Raw genomic sequence first — 15,948 nt, 5'->3', positions numbered from 1 at the left:
ACTCAGGCGACGTTCAGTCCCATCGAGCGCACCATCTCGGCCGCCTGGCGCGCCGAGATGGTCGCCCCCAGGAACTGCCTGGCATTCGCCAGTTTCAATCCGCCCAGGTCGGCCTCGCGCAGGTCGGCCTCCTCGAAGCGCGTGTCCTTGATGTGGGCGTCGCGCAAGCTCCCCCCTTCGAATACCGCTTCGCGGAAGTCGCAGCCCGACAGGTCCGCATCCGAAAAATCCAGCCCCTTGAGAAGCGCCTTGCGGAATGACATGCGGCGCAGGTCGGCGCCGACCAGCAGCGTGTCTTCAAAAGTGAGCGCCAGGTGGCTGGTTTCCTCGAAGCGGGCGCCGGTCAGCTTGCAGCTGCGGAAGGTAGAGGAGGCCAGCCGCGCGCGGCGCCAGCCGCTGTTATTGAGGTCGCAGGATTCGAAGAGCGCGTCGACCAGGTCGGCGGACTCGAAATCGGCGTGGCCCGCACGGCAGCGCGTCCAGCGCGTGCGGCCCAGCTTTGCCGCGTAAAGGGAGGAATCGGGCAGCTGGCAGTTGCGGAAGACCGCGTCCTGCAGGTCGAGCCGCGACAGGTCGGCGTTCGACAGGTCGCAGTCTTCGAAGACCAGCAGGCGGTTTGCAGCGAGAGAGGATTCGATGGCGGCGCGCGTGGGCGCGTCGCCGTTGAAGATAATGGTCTGGCGGGGCATGGATCAGCGGCCCGGACCGCCGCCGCCCATGAAGCGGCCAGGACCAGGACCGCCCGGCCCCATGAACATCGGACGGCGATTGCCCGCATTGCCAAAGCTGCCGAAGCGGTAGGACAGGCCGATATAGGCCATGCGGCCGCCGAAGCGGCGCAGGCTGTATTCGCGCAGCACGTCGGTCTCGGTGATCGATTCCGACTTCTGCGAATCGAACAGGTCGTTGACGTTGACGACCAGGCTCAGTGCCGGCGACAGGTTGTGGCGGTAGCTGAAGTCGGCCGTGCGCACCGGCTGGCGGTAGCCCTCGCCGAACAGGGTCTTGCCCTGGGCGTTGAGCATCAGCTGGAAGAAGTTCGCCTGGTTCAGCTGGTAGGCGATGCGCGCGCGGCCGCTGATCGAGGTCGCCGAACGCTTGTCGTCGAGCGTGCTGCCCAGCACCGTCTGTTCCGAATAGCCGACGTTGCCGTTCACGTTGATCATCAGCTTGTCCGTGGCGCGGCCGCTGAAGTTGAACTCGATGCCGCCCGAGCGGCTGCTGCCCGAATTCTCGCGCGTGGTGAGCAAGACGTCATTGGCCAGCAGGTAGCGGCGCTCGGAAATCAGGTCGCTTTCGCGGCGCGCGTAGGCGCGCACGGTGGTGTCGACCTTGCCGATCTTGGTTTCCACGCCCAGCTCCAGCGAATCCGTGTTGGTCGGCTGCAGCTCCGGGTTGCCCGAGGAGAGGTTCAGTTCGTCGCGGTAGACGACGAAGGGGTTCAGCTCGCCCGCGTTCGGACGGCGGATACGGTGCGCGTAACTCAGGCGGATCGTGGTGTCGTCGGACAGGCCGTAGGTGACGAAGGCGCTCGGGATCGCGTCGAAATAATGGTTGCTGGCGCGGATGCTGGTCGTGACCTGGTTCATGTCGAGGTCCGCGTATTCCGCGCGCAGGCCGCCCTGCACGCCCCACTTCTCGTTCACGCGCCACTGGTAGCTGCCGTACAGCGCGTAGGTCATGTCGGTCAGCTCGAAGCGGTTGGTGCGCTGGGTGTTCACGCTCTCGCTGCCGCCCGCGCCGATGTCGAAGAAGGCGTTGTCGAAGGTGCTCTCGTTGCGCGCCACCTTGTAGCCCAGCCTCATCACGCCGTGCGCGCCCGGCAGCTCGTAGTCGCCGGTGAAGTCCGCGATGCGGGTCTCGTTCAGGCCGTCCTGGCGGCTGTTGGGCGCGCTGGCATTGCGTGGGCGCACCGTGTAGTCGGTGTTGTAGCGCGCGTCGCTGTCGCCGTCGTTGCCCGACAGGCGCAGGTCCATCTTGAAGGTTTCGCCGGGCTTCTCGCCCTTGTGGTCCAGGCGCGCGCCCAGGCTGTAGTTGCGGTTCTTGTTGTCGCGCCGGGTGATGCGCTCGTACTCGCTGTCGACCACGCCGGCCGCGCTCACGCTGCGATAGCGCTCGCTCGAGCCGCCATCGTTGTTGTTCTCGGCGAAGCTGGCGGTCGCGCCCAGCACGTCCTTGTCGCCCCAGTTATAGGTCAGGCCCGCGTTGAAGCCGGCCGAGTCGGTGTTGTTCACGCCGCTGCTGAACTGGGTGCTGCTGGTGACGGCCCCCGTCACCGGGTCGATGCGCTCGCGGCGGGTTTCGCCGGTGTTGTCGCGGTGATCGTGGCGGCGATAGGCCGCGCCCTGCACGCTGAAGCGTCCCGAGGTGTAGCTGCCGAAGCCCGAAGTGTTGTAGCGGCCGGCGCTGCCGACGTTGGCGTTGAGCGCCGCGAAGCCGCCCGGGCTGCGCTCGCGCCGCATCACCAGGTTGAGGATCGGGCCGCCGCCGCCTTCGTTGCCGAACTGCGCGCCGGGATTGTTGATGACCTCGACCGATTCGAGGTCGGCTGCGGGAATCGCATTGATCGCCGCGGCGCGGTTATCGCCCTGGAACATGGCCGACGGCTTGCCGTCCACCAGGATCTGCACATTGCTGCGGCCGCGCAGCGTGACGTTGCCGTCCGGGTCGACGCCGACCGAGGGCACCTTGTTCAGGGTGTCGGCCACGGTGTCGTTCGAGCTGGCCGGGTCGGACTTGACGTCGTAGACCTGGCGGTCGATGCGGTTGGTGGTCTTGTTCGCGGTGACGTTCACGGTCGATACCGCGGTGCCGCCGGCAGGCGGCGCTTCAGGGGCCTGGCTCACGACCTGCGGCGCCGGCTGCGCCGGTTTCGCCTGCGCTTGCGCTGCCTGCGTGGCCTGCTGCGGGGCTTCCTGCGCATTGGCTGCGAACGGGACGAGGAAGGTGCCGGCAACGAGACGGGCGATCAGGGACAGGCGGGGCAAGTGTGCGGTGTGGCGTGGGGTAGGCATGAAAAGCGAGCTCGACAGTTAAGGCGAGCGATTGTCGCATGTCGGCTTCTTAATGTTTGTAACAAAAGATAACAAGGCTGGATGACGTGCATATGACTCGATCAAGCGCCATAGTGCGGTTTGACCTACACTGCGGTTTTATTAACCAAACTTTACACAGAGCCTGACATGAACGTATTCGACTTCAGCGCCAATGCCCTCGACGGCCAGCCGGTTTCCCTGGACCGCTTCCGCGGCCAGGTGCTCCTGGTGGTCAACACCGCCAGCGAATGTGGCTTCACGCCGCAGTACAAGGGCCTGGAAGAGCTGCACCGCCAGTACGGCGCGCGCGGCCTGGCCGTGCTGGGTTTCCCCTGCAACCAGTTCGGCAAGCAGGAACCAGGAACGGAAAGCGAGATCGGCGCCTTCTGCGAGAAGAACTATGGGGTGAGCTTCCCGATGTTCGCCAAGGTCGACGTCAACGGCGACGCGGCGCATCCGCTGTTCAAGTACCTGAAGCAGGAAAAGCCGGGGGTGCTGGGGACGGAGGGGATCAAGTGGAACTTCACCAAGTTCCTGGTCGGGCGTGATGGGGAGGTCGTCAAGCGCTACGCGCCGCAGACGGCCCCGGCGGATATCGCCGAAGATATCGAGAAACTTTTGTAGGGGTGTTCCAGTCCAGTGGACTGGAGCACGCTTCGCCGAACGCGCGTTCAACTCCCGGTTGAGACGTGGCGGCGCATCGTTTGGTTGAACGCGCGGACGGCGGAGCCGTCCACCCTACGGATTACTTCTGCGGGGTCAGGCGAATCGCCTGGCCACCACCAGGCGCGAGGCGCAGCTGCAGCGTATCGCCCGCAGTGACGGTCTTCGTTTCCGTCACCAGGTCGAAGCGGCGCGCGCTGCGGTAGTCGGCGCTGTCGCCATCGCGGTAGATTTCGGCGGTATAGCGCTTGCCCTTGTCGAGGAAGTCCAGCGCCAGCGGCAGCGTGCGGGCTTCGCCGTCGGTCACCGCGCCGACGTACCAGTCGTCGCTGGCGCGGTCCTTGCGCGCGATGGTCGCGAACCTGCCTACCTCACCGTTGACCACGCGGGTGTCGGCCCAGTCGGTCGGCACGTCCTTGATGAACTTGAAGGCCGCCGGGTACTTCTCGTAGTTCTCCGGCAGGTCGGCCGCCATCTGGATCGGCGAATAGATCACGACGAAGTTGGCGAGCTGCTTGGCCTGGGTCGAGTTGAAGGTCTTGCCGTCCGCGCCCACCAGGCTCAGGACGCCCGGCGTATAGTCCATCGGGCCGCTCAGCATGCGGGTAAACACCAGCTTGGCTTCGTGGTCGACGCTGTTGGGCGGATTGCCCCAGGCGTTGTACTCGACGCCGCGCGCGCCTTCGCGCGTCAGCCAGTTCGGGTAGGTGCGGCGCAGGCCGGTGTCCTTGACCGGCTCGTGGGTGTCGATCGACAGCTTGTACTTGGCCGCTTCCGTCACGGCCTTCAGGAAGTGGCGCACGCCCTCCTGCGAATCGTAGTGACCGTAGCGCGGCTTGCCGTCGCGGCCCGGGAACAGCGCGCTGCCCGCCTCGTGCACATAGCCCGACTTGATGCTGTCCACGCCCAGCTTCGCATACAGCCTGTAGGCCGCATCCATCTGCTTCTCGTAGGCGACGATGTTGGCGCCGGTCTCGTGGTGGCCGATCAGGCGCACGCCCTTCGACTTCGCGTAGGCCGCCAGGCCGGTCAGGTCGAAGTCGGGATAGGGCTCGGTGAAGCTGAAGTCGGCGCCGCCGTGGCCCCAGTCGCTCTCCCATCCCTTGTTCCAGCCTTCGACCAGCACGCCGCGCATGCCGTGCTTCGCGGCGAAGTCGATGTATTTCTTCGTGTTGGCGGTGGTGGCCGCGTGGTTCGGCCCGGCGTTCCAGGTGCCGCTCTGCAGGTGCATCTGCCACCAGACGCCGACGAATTTCGAGGGCTTCACCCAGGACACGTCGCCCAGCCTGTTCGGTTCGTTCAGATTGAGCACCAGGTCCGACATGTACAGGCCGGCCGCGTTGCTGGCGATCTGCAGCGTGCGCCACGGCGTGACAAAGGCGCCTTCGCGCACGACGGCCGGGCCGCTCGGCGACGGCGCCAGCATGGCGCGCAGCTTCTGGCCGTCGACCTTGCGCAGCCACATGCTGGCGTAATCCACCAGCGCCGCCTCGTGGAAGGCGATGTGGGTCCCGTCGTCCAGGCGCACGGTCAGCGGGGTGTTGGCGATGCCGATCTCCTTGAGCGGCGCTTCGCGGATCTCTTCCTCCAGGCCCGGCAGCTCTGCGGCCGGGATCCACCAGGCGGTGGCCGGACGGGCCACCGTGAACTCGGTCAGCTCGTCGATGATCTCGGCGACCGGCAGCTGCTTCTGCGCCGGGAATTCGTAGCGGAAGCCGACGCCGTCGTCATAGATGCGGAACACCACGGCGAGCTGGCGGCCGGCCTGGCTCTTCTGCTCGAGGTCGACGCGCAGCTCGCGGTAGCGGTTGCGCACGAATTGGCGCTCGCCCCAAGGCTGTTCCCAGGTGCTGTCGTGGTCACTGACCGCCTGCTTGCGCAGGCTGAAGCCGCCATCGAGCTTGCGCGCATTGGCGAGGTTGAAGCCCAGGCGCGAGGGAGCGATGATTTCCTTGCCGTTGCGCGAGATGGTGTAGGCGAGCTTGCCCATGCCATCCTTCTGGACTTCCACCTTGATGACGTCACCGGGCGAGGCGGCGCGCGCGATGACTTCTTGCGCCCATGCGGGCAGGGCGAACAGGCAGGATGCAGCCAGGGCAGCGAAGGTGGCGGCGGGACGGCGGACGAACATCGGGTCTCCTTGTCTTTATCGGCGAGCGGTAGCAAAACTACCTCTTATACGGACGAGCACCGACATCTTATGACAAAAAGATGTAATTCGACTACCAGAACGGGTTCAACGGGTCTGGATCCAGGCCGCCCCATGGGTGGTGCAGGCACGGTTGACGTTCTCGAGGAAGCGGATCGCCTCACCCTGAGACAGGCCGGGCGGCATGAGCTGGGCCAGGGACGGGTCTTCGCTGACCCGGTCCAGTCCATGGGCGATGGCGCGCGAGACGTCGCGCGCCAGCTTGCCATCGCTGTTGTAGAGCGCGTCGTAGACGCCGACCGCTTCCCACACGGGCACCAGGCCCGGGCTGGTCGTATCCTCGAACACGACGGCGGGCGGCATGCCTTCGTCTTCGCGCACGAGCTGGAATGCGAAACTCACGGTAAAACCTTCGGTAATGGGACAGTCCGACAGTATAGGCCAGCTGTCCTCAGGCGAGCGCCCGGTCGATCAATTCGATCCAGTGCCTCACAGGCGTCGCGGTCCCCGATTGCAGGTGGGTGATGCAGCCGATATTGGCCGAGACAATTTCGGTGGCGCCCGTCGCCTCCAGGTTGGCCAGCTTGCGGTCGCGCAGTTCGTGCGCGATCTCGGGATGCAGCACCGAATAGGTCCCGGCCGAGCCGCAGCACAAGTGGCTGTCGGCGCACAGCTGCACTTCCACGCCGGCGGCGCGCAGCAGGCTTTCCACCTTGCCGCGGATCTGCTGGCCGTGCTGCAAGGTGCAGGGCGGATGCCAGGCGACGCGCTTGTCCACCTTCCCTGCCAGCCTGCTCGCCAGCACCTCCTCGAACTCGACCAGGATCTCGGACAGGTCGCGCGTCAGCATGGCAATGCGTCCGGCCTTCGCGGCGTAATGCTCGTCGTGCGCGAGCAGGTGGCCGTATTCCTTCACGGTGACGCCGCAGCCGGAGGCGGTCATCACGATCGCTTCCACTTCGCCCGATTCCACATAGGGCCACCAGGCGTCGATGTTGCGGCGCATGTCGTCCAGGCCCGCTTCCTGGTCGTTCAGGTGGTAGCGCACGGCGCCGCAGCAGCCGGCCTTCGGCGCGGTGATCAGCTGCACGCCAAAGGCGTCCAGCACGCGCGCGGTGGCGGCGTTGATGTTGGGGGCCATCGCAGGCTGCACGCAGCCCTCCAGCACCAGCATCTTGCGGGCGTGCGTCCGCGTGGGCATGCTGCCTGGATTGCGCGCCGGCTGCAGCTTGTCCTGCAGGGCTTTCGGCAGCAGCGCACGCACCGACAGCCCGGTGCGGTAGGCGGGCTTGTACCAGCTTGTGCGCGGCAGAAATTCCTTGAGGGTGGTGCGCTTCACGCGGTCCTTGAAGGGACGCGGCACGCGCTCTTCCACGACGCGGCGGCCGATGTCGACCAGGCGGCCGTACTTCACGCCCGAGGGACAGGTGCTCTCGCAGTTGCGGCAGGTGAGGCAGCGGTCCAGGTGCAGCTGGGTCTTGCGGGTGGGCTCGGCCCCCTCGAGCACCTGCTTGATCAGGTAGATGCGTCCGCGCGGGCCATCGAGCTCGTCGCCCAGCAGCTGGTAAGTGGGACAGGTGGCGGTGCAGAAGCCGCAGTGCACGCAGGCCTGCAGGATGGCTTGCGCTTCCTTGCCCTCGGGCGTGTCCCGGATGAAGTCGGCCAGATTGGTTTGCATATCAGACCATTCGTCCCGGATTGAAAATGTGGGCCGGATCGAAGGAAGCCTTCAGGCGTTCGTGGATACGGGCGACGGCGGGCGCCAGCGGCTGGAACACGCCGCAGGATTTGTCGCCGCCGCGGAACAGGGTCGCGTGGCCTCCCACTGCCGCGCTGCTCCGGCGGATGCTGTCGGCATCGAGTTCGGTACGCAGCCAGCGCTGGGCGCCGCCCCACTCGACCAGCTGGGTGCCGCCAAGGGCCAGTACCGGGCTGGTCGACGGCAGGGACAGGCGCCACAGCGCGCCATCGCCCCCGAAGAAGGGATGCTGCTGTTCACGGATGCCGGCCCAGAAGCTGGCGCAATTGGGCACGGTCTCGCCGCCGATCAGGCGCACCGCCGCGTCGACCGCCGCCTGGGCGCCGGACAGGCGCAGGCACAGCAGGCCGTTGTGCCAGCAGCTGGCGGAGATCGGCAAGGGCTGGCCGCCCCACTCGTTGAGGGTGCGGATGGCGTCGATCTCGCCCATCTCGAGGCGCAGCGTCTTTTCGGCGATGGGCCGTGGCAGGACCTTGACCGACACCTCGAGCAGCAGGCCGAGGGTGCCGAGCGAGCCGGCCAGCAGGCGCGAGACGTCGTAGCCGGCCACGTTCTTCATGACCTGGCCGCCGAAGCGCAGGACATCGCCCTTCCCGTCCAGCAGCTTCGCGCCGAGCACGAAATCGCGCACTCCGCCGCTATTGGCGCGGCGCGGGCCGGCCAGGCCGGCGGCGATCGTCCCGCCGAGCGTGGCGTCAGGACCGAAATGCGGCGGCTCGAAGGCCAGCATCTGGTTCCGCTCGCCCAGTAGAGCCTCGATCTCGGCGAGGGGCGTGCCGCAGCGCGCGGTGATCACCAGCTCGGTCGGCTCATAGTCGACAACGCCGGCATAGCCGCGCGTGTCGAAGATCTCACCCTCGAGGCGCTGGCCATACCAGTCCTTGCTGCCGCCGCCACGGATACGGAGCGGCCTCTTGTCGGCGCTTGCCGCGCGCACGCGTTCCTGGAATTGTTCGATCGATCGCATGGTTCAGAAACGCGGTAAGTCGGGGAAAGGCAGCCCGCCGCCATGCACGTGCATCTTGCCGAACTCGGCGCAGCGGTGCGGCGTCGGGATCGCCTTGTCCGGATTGAGCAGCATGGGCGCATCGAAAGCCCGCTTGACCTCGAAGAAAGCGTCGAGCTCCTTGCGGCCGAACTGCACGCACATCGAGTTGATCTTCTCCATGCCCACGCCGTGCTCGCCGGTGATGGTGCCGCCGACCTCGACGCACAGGGCCAGGATGGCGGCGCCGAAGGCTTCGGCGCGTTCGAATTCGCCGGGCTGGTTCATGTCGAACAGGATCAGGGGGTGCATATTGCCGTCGCCGGCGTGGAAGACGTTGGAACAGCGCAGGCCGAAGGTGCTCTCCATCTGCTCGATGCCCTGCAGGACCCGGGCCAGCTGCTTGCGCGGGATGGTGCCGTCCATGCAGTAGTAATCCGGCGAGATGCGGCCCGCCGCCGGAAAAGCGTTCTTGCGGCCGGACCAGAAGCGCATGCGCTCCGCCTCGCTCTGCGACACCGCGATCGCCGTCGCGCCGGCGCCTTCGAACACGGCCTTCATGCGTTCGATCTCTTCCGCCACCTCGAGCAGCGTGCCGTCGGCCTCGCACAGCAGGATGGCGGCGGCGTCCACGTCGTAGCCGGCGTGGACGAAAGGCTCGACCATGCGCACCGAGGTGCGGTCCATCATCTCGAGGCCGGCCGGGATGATGCCGGCCGCGATGATGCTGGCCACCGCATTGCCGGCGGTGACGACGTCGCCGAAGGACGCCATGATGACCTGGGCCACGGCCGGCTTCGGCACCAGCTTGACCGTCACTTCCGTCACGATGCCGAGCATGCCCTCCGAGCCGATGAAGACGGCCAGCAGGTCCAGGCCGGGCGCATCCAATGCTTCGCTGCCCAGTTCGATGATCTCGCCCTCGATGGTGGCGACCCGCACGCGCAGCACGTTGTGGACCGTCAGGCCATATTTGAGGCAGTGCACGCCGCCCGAGTTCTCGGCCACGTTGCCGCCGATGGTGCAGGCGATCTGCGAGGACGGGTCCGGAGCGTAGTAGAGGCCGTACTGGGCGGCCGCTTCGGAGATGGCGAGATTCCGCACGCCGGGCTGGACCACGGCGGTGCGCGCATGGGCGTCAAGCCTGACGATGCGGTTCAGGCGCGCGGTCGAGAGCACGACGCCGTCCGCGATCGGCAGCGCGCCGCCCGACAGGCCGGTGCCGGCGCCGCGCGGCACGATCGGCACCTTCAGTTCGCGGCAGATGTCCAGGATCTCCAGCACCTGCTCTTCGCTGGTGGGGAGGGTCACGATCATGGGCAGCTGGCGGTAGGCGGCCAGGCCGTCGCACTCATAGGGACGGGTGTCTTCGGGGTCGGAGAGGACGACCGAATTTGCCAAATGCGCCGGTAGGCGCGCGCGCAGCGCGTCAGCAACCTGGCGGCGCCGTTCGGCCGGAACGGAAATGGGAGCGGTCATTCCGCCAATTGTAGGCACAATTGTCGCGTTTTGTCGTATGCTCGCCCTATCGTTTTTTTAACATATTGCATAAGGCAGCATCATGGGCAACCGACTTTCCAAAATCGCCACCCGCACCGGTGACGACGGCACCACCGGCCTGGGCGACGGCAGCCGCACCGGCAAGGACAGCGCACGCATCCATTCGCTCGGCGAAGTCGACGAGCTGAACTCCTTCGTGGGCCTGCTGCTGTGCGAAGAGATGCCGCCTGAGCTGCGCGAAGAGCTGATCTCGATCCAGCACGACCTGTTCGACCTGGGCGGCGAGCTGTGCATCCCTGGCTACGAGATGATCAAGGACGAGCATGTGGCGCGCCTGGACGGCCTGCTCGAGAAGTACAACGCCGACCTGCCGATCCTGAAGGAATTCATCCTGCCGGCCGGCTCGCGCGCGGCCTCCCTGGCCCACGTCTGCCGCACCGTCTGCCGCCGCGCCGAGCGCAGTATCGTGGCGCTGTCGCATGCCGAGCAGATCCGCCCTCACCCGCGCCAATACGTGAACCGCCTGTCGGACCTGATGTTCGTCCTGGCCCGCGTGCTGAACCGTTTCGCCGGCGGCAGCGACGTGCTCTGGCAGCACGAGCGCAAGCGCGGTTGAGCCCATGGACGACTTCATCGGGGTCTACGACGGGGCGCTCAGCGCCGAGCAGTGCGACGCCATCCGCGCGCGCTTCGATGCGAGCGGCAAGGTGGCGCGCGGCCGCACCGGCAACGGGGTAGATGTCAGCAAGAAGGACAGCTACGACCTGACCATCAATGGCCTGGCCGAATGGGACGACGTCGGCGCCCTGCTGACCCAGACCATGGCGCGCCACCTGGCGCAGTATATGGACAAGTACCGGATGCTCCTGATCGGCGCGCTGTCGCCGCAGGTCGCGCATCCGCAAACGGGCGAGCCGGTGACGCTGTCGCCCGATAACTTCAGCGAGTTCGGCACGCCGAACATCGTGGAGCTGATGCAGTCGATCTATCGCGTGGGGCACGTCAACCTGCAGAAGTACCTGCAGGGCACGGGCGGCTACCACCACTGGCATTCCGAGATCTACCCGCAGAACACGAGCTGCGAGACCCTGCACCGGGTGCTGCTGTGGCAGTTCTACCTGAACGATGTGGAAGATGGCGGAGAGACCGAGTTCCTGTACCAGGACCGGAAGGTGGAAGCGCGCCAGGGGCGCTTGGTGATTGCGCCGGCGGGGTTCACGCATACCCACAAGGGGCATGTGTCACGTAGTGGCGACAAGTACATCGCGACGTCGTGGATTTTGTTCCAGCGCGCGGAAACGCTGTTCGGATCGTAGGGTGGTCGGCTCTGCCGACCGCGCGTTCAGCCAGTGCAAGCGTGGCCACAAGGCCACCGGGAGTTGAACGCGCGGACGGCGAAGCCGTCCACCCTACGAGTTAATGACGACCAGGCGGGGCTCGCCCGCCGCGAAACGCGCACGAATCGAGGCAGCGATGCCCTTGGCATCCAGGCCAACCGAAGCCAGCAAGGCCGCCGGGTCACCCTGGTCGATGAACTTGTCCGGCAGGCCCAGGTTCAGCACCGGCTTGGCGATGCCTTCAGCCGCCAGCGCTTCCATCACGGCGGCGCCCGCGCCGCCCATGACGCAACCCTCTTCCACCGTCACCAGGTAGTCGTGCTCCTTCGCCAGGCGCTTGACCAGTTCCACGTCGAGCGGCTTCACGAAGCGCATGTTGGCGACCGTCGCGTTCAGCTCGTCGCCGGCGGCGATGCTCGGGGCAACCATCGAGCCGAAGGCCAGGATGGCGATGCCCTTGCCTTCGCGGCGCACCACGCCCTTGCCGATCTCGATCGAGCTGAGCTCCGGCTGGATCGCTGCGCCGATGCCGGCGCCGCGCGGGTAGCGGATCGCGGCCGGGCCAGGATAGTGGTAGCCGGTGGTCAGCATCTGGCGGCATTCGTTTTCGTCGGACGCGGCCATGACGACCATGTTCGGGATGCAGCGCAGGTAGGCCAGGTCGTAGTTGCCGGCGTGGGTGGCGCCGTCGGCGCCCACCAGGCCCGCGCGGTCCAGCGCGAAGGTCACGTCGAGGTTCTGGAGGGCCACGTCGTGGATCAGCTGGTCGTAGGCGCGCTGCAGGAAGGTCGAGTAGATCGCGACGACCGGTTTCAGGCCTTCGGTGGCGATGCCGGCGCCGAAGGTGACCGAGTGCTGTTCGGCGATGCCGACGTCGAAGTAGCGCTCCGGGTACTGCTGGTGGAAGCGCACCATGCCCGAGCCTTCGCGCATCGCCGGCGTGATGCCGACCAGGCGCTTGTCGACGGCCGCCATATCGCACAGCCAGTTGCCGAACACCTCGGTGTAGGTGATCTTGCTCGGCGCGCTGGCCGGCTTGATGCCCTCGGTCGGGTTGAACTTGCCGGTGCCGTGGTAGAGGATGGGCTCGGCTTCGGCCAGCTTGTAGCCCTGGCCCTTCTTGGTCACCACGTGCAGGAACTGCGGGCCCTTGAGCTTCTTGATGTTCTCCAGGGTCGGGATCAGGGAATCCAGGTCGTGGCCGTCGATCGGACCGATGTAGTTGAAGCCGAACTCCTCGAACATGGTGGCCGGGACCACCATGCCCTTGGCGTGCTCCTCGAGCTTGCGCGCCAGGTCCAGCACGGGGCCCGGCAGCACGCTCTTGCCCACGGTCTTGGCGGCCGCGTAGAACTGGCCGCTCATCAGGCGCGCGAGGTAGCGATTGAGCGCGCCGACCGGCGGCGAGATCGACATGTCGTTGTCATTCAGGACCACCAGCAGGTTGCAGTCCTCCTCGACGCCCGCATTGTTCAGGGCCTCGAAGGCCATGCCCGCGGTCATGGAGCCGTCGCCGATCACGGCGATCGCGTGGCGGTCCTCGCCTTTCAGCTTGGCGGCTTTCGCCATGCCGAGGGCCGCCGAGATCGAGGTCGACGAGTGGGCGGTGCCGAAGGTGTCGTAGATGCTCTCGTCGCGCTTGGGGAAGCCCGACAGGCCGTTCAGCTGGCGCAGGGTCGGCATGCGCTCGCGGCGGCCGGTGAGGATCTTGTGCGAGTAGGTCTGGTGGCCCACGTCCCACACGATGCGGTCGTGCGGGGTGTTGAAGACATAGTGCAGCGCGATGGTCAGTTCGACCGTCCCCAGGTTCGAGGACAGGTGGCCGCCGGTCTTGGAGACGGAATCGAGCAGGAACTGGCGCAGCTCGGTGGCGAGCGGGGTCAGTTGCGTGCGCGGGAGCTGGCGCAGGTCCGCGGGGTCGTTGATGGTCTCTAGCAGTTTCATTTATGCCTTCCGCTGCACGATCAGGTCCGCGAGTTCGCGCAGCCGCTGTGCTTGTTCTCCGAATGGCGCCAGCGCTTCGTGCGCTTCACGCCGCAGTTGCTCGGCCAGCTCCTTCGATTGGTCCAGCCCAAGGATCGACACATAGGTCGGTTTGTTGTCGGCCGCGTCCTTGCCCGCGGTCTTGCCCAGCGTGGCCGAATCGGCCGTCGCATCGAGCACGTCGTCGACCACCTGGAAGGCCAGGCCGATCGCCTTCGAATAGGCTTTCAATGCTTCCAGTTCGGTCGACGTCAGGTCTTTCCCGCACAGGGCGCCCAGGATCACCGAGACGCGCAGCATGGCGCCGGTTTTCAGCTGGTGCATGCGCTCGAGTTCATCGCGCGTCAGCGACAGGCCGACGCTATCGAGGTCGATCGCCTGGCCGCCGCACATGCCAGCGGAACCCGCGGCTTCGGCCAGCAGTCGCAGCATCTGTACCAGCCGCGCCGGGGGCACCGTGTCGATGTCGGCCAGGGTCTGGAAGGCCTGGGCCTGCAGCGCGTCGCCGACCAGCAGCGCGGTGGCTTCGTCGTAGGCGACGTGCACGGTCGGTTTGCCGCGGCGCAGGTCGTCGTCGTCCATGCAGGGCATGTCGTCGTGGACCAGCGAATACACGTGGATCATCTCGACCGCGCTGGCGACACGCGCCAGGGCCTGCGCGTCGCCGCCGAACAGGGCGCCGCTGGCATAGGCCAGCAGAGGGCGCACGCGCTTGCCGCCGCCGAGGGCCGTGTAGCGCATAGCCTCATGCAGCTTGGCCGGGACGGCGCTGGCCGCCGGCAGATAGTTCTCCAGCGCGCGCTCGACGTCCGCCTGCACGCCCTGCATCCAGGTGCCGAAATCCTGGCCCATCATTGATCGCCCTCGTCGGCTTCCGAGAAGGGCTTGAGCATGTCGCCTTCAAGGACCTTGACCTGGGACTCGACCTTTTCCAGCTGGGCCGCGCAGTATTTCACCAGTTCGGAACCGCGCGCATAGGCGGCCACCGAGGCTTCCAGCGGCAGCTGGCCGGACTCCATCTGCGAGACGAGCTGGGCCAGCTCCGCCATCGCGCCTTCGAAGGATTCGGGCGTTGCGCTGTTCGTATTGTTTGACATAGCTATTGAGTAAGGGCGCAAGGGTGCGCCATGGGTCGGTCCAATCGCGTATTTTAGATCAATCCAACCTCACGAGGGGCGCACATTGCATCGAACGCAACTTGCCCGCTTGACCACATTTTACAGTAGCGCCTCCCTCCCCTCATGAAATCCGTGATTTTTCAACAACTTATTTCTACGGTCTCGTCCCTTGCGCGCGACGGACCGCACCCCCTCTACCGTGTTTCCACGGTATAATCTCCGGTTCTGTCCGAAACACCGTATTCCTCTTCTCTACGATTACTGGTCTTTGGATTCTTTCTCTTCTTTGGTGGTACTTGATTAAAGGGGGGTTGGGATGTCCGATCTGGCTACCCACGCCAAGCTGGCGCGCTCGTGCGCACAGCTTCCGGTAGATGTCTACTTTGATAATGCGCTGATGCAGCGCGAGCTGCAGCAACTGTTTCACAAGGGCCCACGCTACGTCGGCCACGAATTGATGGTGCCGGAGCTCGGCGATTTCGCGACACTTGCATCCGAAAACGAAGGCCGTATGCTGGTCCGCAACGCGGGCGGCATCGAAGTGCTGTCCAACGTCTGCCGCCATCGCCAGGCGCTGATGTTCAATGGCCGCGGCAATGCGAACACCATCGTGTGCCCGCTGCATCGCTGGACCTACGACCTGAAGGGTCAGCTGATCGGCGCGCCGCATTTCCCGGAGACGCCCTGCCTGAACCTGTCGAAGACGCCGCTGCAGAACTGGAACGGCCTGCTGTTCGAACAGAACGGCTACGACGTGATGGACAAGCTGAAGAACATGGAGGTGACCAAGGACCTCGACTTCAGCGGCTATATGTTCGACCACGTCGAGATCCACGAGTGCGACTACAACTGGAAGACCTTCATCGAGGTCTACCTGGAGGATTACCACGTCGAGCCCTTCCACCCGGGCCTGGGCAACTTCGTCTCGTGCGACGACCTGAAGTGGGAATTCGGCCGCGACTACAGCGTCCAGACCGTGGGCGTGAACCGCGCGCTGCAGAAGGCGGGTTCGCCGGCCTACAAGAAGTGGCAGGAACAGGTCCTGAAGTTCAACAACGGCCAGCCGCCGAAGTACGGCGCCATCTGGCTGACCCTGTACCCGAACATCATGGTCGAGTGGTATCCGAACGTGCTGGTGGTGTCGACCCTGTGGCCGATCGGCCCGCAGAAGACCCGCAACGTGGTCGAGTTCTACTACCCCGAGGAGTTCGTGCTGTTCGAGCGCGAATTCGTGGAAGCCGAGCGCGCCGCCTACATGGAAACCGCGGTCGAGGACGACGAGATCGCCCTGCGCATGGACGCCGGCCGCAAGATCCTGCTCGAGCGCGGCGTCAGCGAAGTCGGCCCCTACCAGTCGCCGATGGAAGACGGCATGCAGCACTTCCACGAGTGGTACCGCAGCAGGCTGGAACTGTAAGG

Annotated in this window: 14 protein-coding genes; 4 read left to right on the top strand and 10 right to left on the bottom strand. The window is 65.9% G+C overall.

Annotated elements, in window-relative coordinates:
• Window positions 1-2: 2 nt before the first annotated feature.
• Both NX780_RS09545 and NX780_RS09540 read right to left on the bottom strand, forming a co-directional pair.
• Window positions 3-689 (bottom strand): pentapeptide repeat-containing protein, encoded by a 687-nt coding sequence (locus NX780_RS09545; RefSeq protein WP_258827630.1) that lies wholly within the window; start codon window positions 687-689, stop codon window positions 3-5.
• A 3-nt stretch (window positions 690-692) separates the two neighbouring features.
• Window positions 693-3,014, bottom strand: a complete 2,322-nt coding sequence (locus tag NX780_RS09540; RefSeq protein ID WP_258827629.1) for a TonB-dependent receptor domain-containing protein — start codon at window positions 3,012-3,014, stop codon at window positions 693-695.
• 168 nt (window positions 3,015-3,182) lie between these two features.
• Here NX780_RS09540 and NX780_RS09535 point away from each other — a divergent pair, with 168 nt between their 5' ends.
• Window positions 3,183-3,659 (top strand): glutathione peroxidase, encoded by a 477-nt coding sequence (locus tag NX780_RS09535; RefSeq protein ID WP_258827628.1) that lies wholly within the window; start codon window positions 3,183-3,185, stop codon window positions 3,657-3,659.
• 121 nt (window positions 3,660-3,780) lie between these two features.
• Here NX780_RS09535 and NX780_RS09530 read toward each other — a convergent pair whose 3' ends face one another.
• The 5 genes from NX780_RS09530 to NX780_RS09510 all read right to left on the bottom strand — a co-directional run bounded on the left by NX780_RS09530 (window position 3,781) and on the right by NX780_RS09510 (window position 10,070).
• The gene (locus NX780_RS09530) at window positions 3,781-5,829 is read right to left on the bottom strand and encodes a glycoside hydrolase family 97 protein (RefSeq protein WP_258827627.1); all 2,049 of its coding nucleotides are present in this window, start codon (window positions 5,827-5,829) and stop codon (window positions 3,781-3,783) included.
• A gap of 105 nt (window positions 5,830-5,934) precedes the next feature.
• Complete coding sequence (locus NX780_RS09525) at window positions 5,935-6,249, bottom strand: hypothetical protein (RefSeq protein ID WP_258827626.1); 315 nt, start codon at window positions 6,247-6,249, stop codon at window positions 5,935-5,937.
• A 49-nt stretch (window positions 6,250-6,298) separates the two neighbouring features.
• Window positions 6,299-7,525 (bottom strand): glycolate oxidase subunit GlcF, encoded by a 1,227-nt coding sequence (gene glcF / locus NX780_RS09520; RefSeq protein ID WP_258827625.1) that lies wholly within the window; start codon window positions 7,523-7,525, stop codon window positions 6,299-6,301.
• Window position 7,526: 1 nt separating this feature from the next.
• Window positions 7,527-8,573: a glycolate oxidase subunit GlcE gene (glcE, locus tag NX780_RS09515; protein WP_258827624.1), complete on the bottom strand. Its 1,047-nt coding sequence runs from the start codon at window positions 8,571-8,573 to the stop codon at window positions 7,527-7,529.
• Between the two features lie 3 nt (window positions 8,574-8,576).
• Window positions 8,577-10,070: an FAD-linked oxidase C-terminal domain-containing protein gene (locus NX780_RS09510; protein WP_258827623.1), complete on the bottom strand. Its 1,494-nt coding sequence runs from the start codon at window positions 10,068-10,070 to the stop codon at window positions 8,577-8,579.
• A gap of 82 nt (window positions 10,071-10,152) precedes the next feature.
• Here NX780_RS09510 and NX780_RS09505 point away from each other — a divergent pair, with 82 nt between their 5' ends.
• On the top strand, window positions 10,153-10,707 hold the full coding sequence (locus NX780_RS09505; RefSeq protein WP_258827622.1) for a cob(I)yrinic acid a,c-diamide adenosyltransferase: 555 nt from the start codon (window positions 10,153-10,155) through the stop codon (window positions 10,705-10,707).
• A gap of 4 nt (window positions 10,708-10,711) precedes the next feature.
• Window positions 10,712-11,407 carry a 2OG-Fe(II) oxygenase gene (locus NX780_RS09500; protein ID WP_258827621.1) on the top strand — a complete coding sequence of 232 codons (696 nt, stop codon included), beginning with the start codon at window positions 10,712-10,714 and terminating at the stop codon, window positions 11,405-11,407.
• 93 nt (window positions 11,408-11,500) lie between these two features.
• Here the strand turns inward: NX780_RS09500 and dxs are convergent, their stop codons facing one another.
• From dxs to NX780_RS09485, 3 genes are read right to left on the bottom strand one after another with little or no spacing between them, the layout of a single operon-like run.
• Complete coding sequence (gene dxs, locus NX780_RS09495) at window positions 11,501-13,372, bottom strand: 1-deoxy-D-xylulose-5-phosphate synthase (RefSeq protein ID WP_258827620.1); 1,872 nt, start codon at window positions 13,370-13,372, stop codon at window positions 11,501-11,503.
• Window positions 13,373-14,266 carry a polyprenyl synthetase family protein gene (locus NX780_RS09490; protein WP_258827619.1) on the bottom strand — a complete coding sequence of 298 codons (894 nt, stop codon included), beginning with the start codon at window positions 14,264-14,266 and terminating at the stop codon, window positions 13,373-13,375.
• A complete protein-coding gene (locus tag NX780_RS09485) occupies window positions 14,263-14,508 on the bottom strand; it encodes an exodeoxyribonuclease VII small subunit (protein WP_258827618.1) in 246 nt (81 codons plus the stop codon). Before NX780_RS09485 ends, NX780_RS09490 begins: the two co-directional genes overlap by 4 nt.
• 337 nt (window positions 14,509-14,845) lie before the next feature.
• Between NX780_RS09485 and NX780_RS09480 the strand changes: the two genes are divergently transcribed.
• Window positions 14,846-15,946 (top strand): aromatic ring-hydroxylating oxygenase subunit alpha, encoded by a 1,101-nt coding sequence (locus NX780_RS09480; RefSeq protein ID WP_258827617.1) that lies wholly within the window; start codon window positions 14,846-14,848, stop codon window positions 15,944-15,946.
• Window positions 15,947-15,948: the final 2 nt, after the last annotated feature.

This window comes from Massilia agri, from assembly GCF_024753255.1.
In the GTDB taxonomy this organism is placed as follows: Bacteria; Pseudomonadota; Gammaproteobacteria; order Burkholderiales; family Burkholderiaceae_D; genus Telluria; species Telluria agri.
This window is presented reverse-complemented; position numbering and strand designations above follow the sequence as displayed.

Excerpts from the sequence above, each read along its gene's own strand:
- NX780_RS09545 (WP_258827630.1), bottom strand. The coding sequence starts at position 689 with ATGCCCCGCCAGACCATTATCTTCAACGGCGACGCGCCCACGCGCGCC.
- NX780_RS09540 (WP_258827629.1), bottom strand. The coding sequence starts at position 3,014 with ATGCCTACCCCACGCCACACCGCACACTTGCCCCGCCTGTCCCTGATC.
- NX780_RS09535 (WP_258827628.1), top strand. The coding sequence starts at position 3,183 with ATGAACGTATTCGACTTCAGCGCCAATGCCCTCGACGGCCAGCCGGTT.
- NX780_RS09530 (WP_258827627.1), bottom strand. The coding sequence starts at position 5,829 with ATGTTCGTCCGCCGTCCCGCCGCCACCTTCGCTGCCCTGGCTGCATCC.
- glcF (WP_258827625.1), bottom strand. The coding sequence starts at position 7,525 with ATGCAAACCAATCTGGCCGACTTCATCCGGGACACGCCCGAGGGCAAG.
- glcE (WP_258827624.1), bottom strand. The coding sequence starts at position 8,573 with ATGCGATCGATCGAACAATTCCAGGAACGCGTGCGCGCGGCAAGCGCC.
- NX780_RS09510 (WP_258827623.1), bottom strand. The coding sequence starts at position 10,070 with ATGACCGCTCCCATTTCCGTTCCGGCCGAACGGCGCCGCCAGGTTGCT.
- NX780_RS09505 (WP_258827622.1), top strand. The coding sequence starts at position 10,153 with ATGGGCAACCGACTTTCCAAAATCGCCACCCGCACCGGTGACGACGGC.
- NX780_RS09500 (WP_258827621.1), top strand. The coding sequence starts at position 10,712 with ATGGACGACTTCATCGGGGTCTACGACGGGGCGCTCAGCGCCGAGCAG.
- dxs (WP_258827620.1), bottom strand. The coding sequence starts at position 13,372 with ATGAAACTGCTAGAGACCATCAACGACCCCGCGGACCTGCGCCAGCTC.
- NX780_RS09490 (WP_258827619.1), bottom strand. The coding sequence starts at position 14,266 with ATGATGGGCCAGGATTTCGGCACCTGGATGCAGGGCGTGCAGGCGGAC.
- NX780_RS09485 (WP_258827618.1), bottom strand. The coding sequence starts at position 14,508 with ATGTCAAACAATACGAACAGCGCAACGCCCGAATCCTTCGAAGGCGCG.
- NX780_RS09480 (WP_258827617.1), top strand. The coding sequence starts at position 14,846 with ATGTCCGATCTGGCTACCCACGCCAAGCTGGCGCGCTCGTGCGCACAG.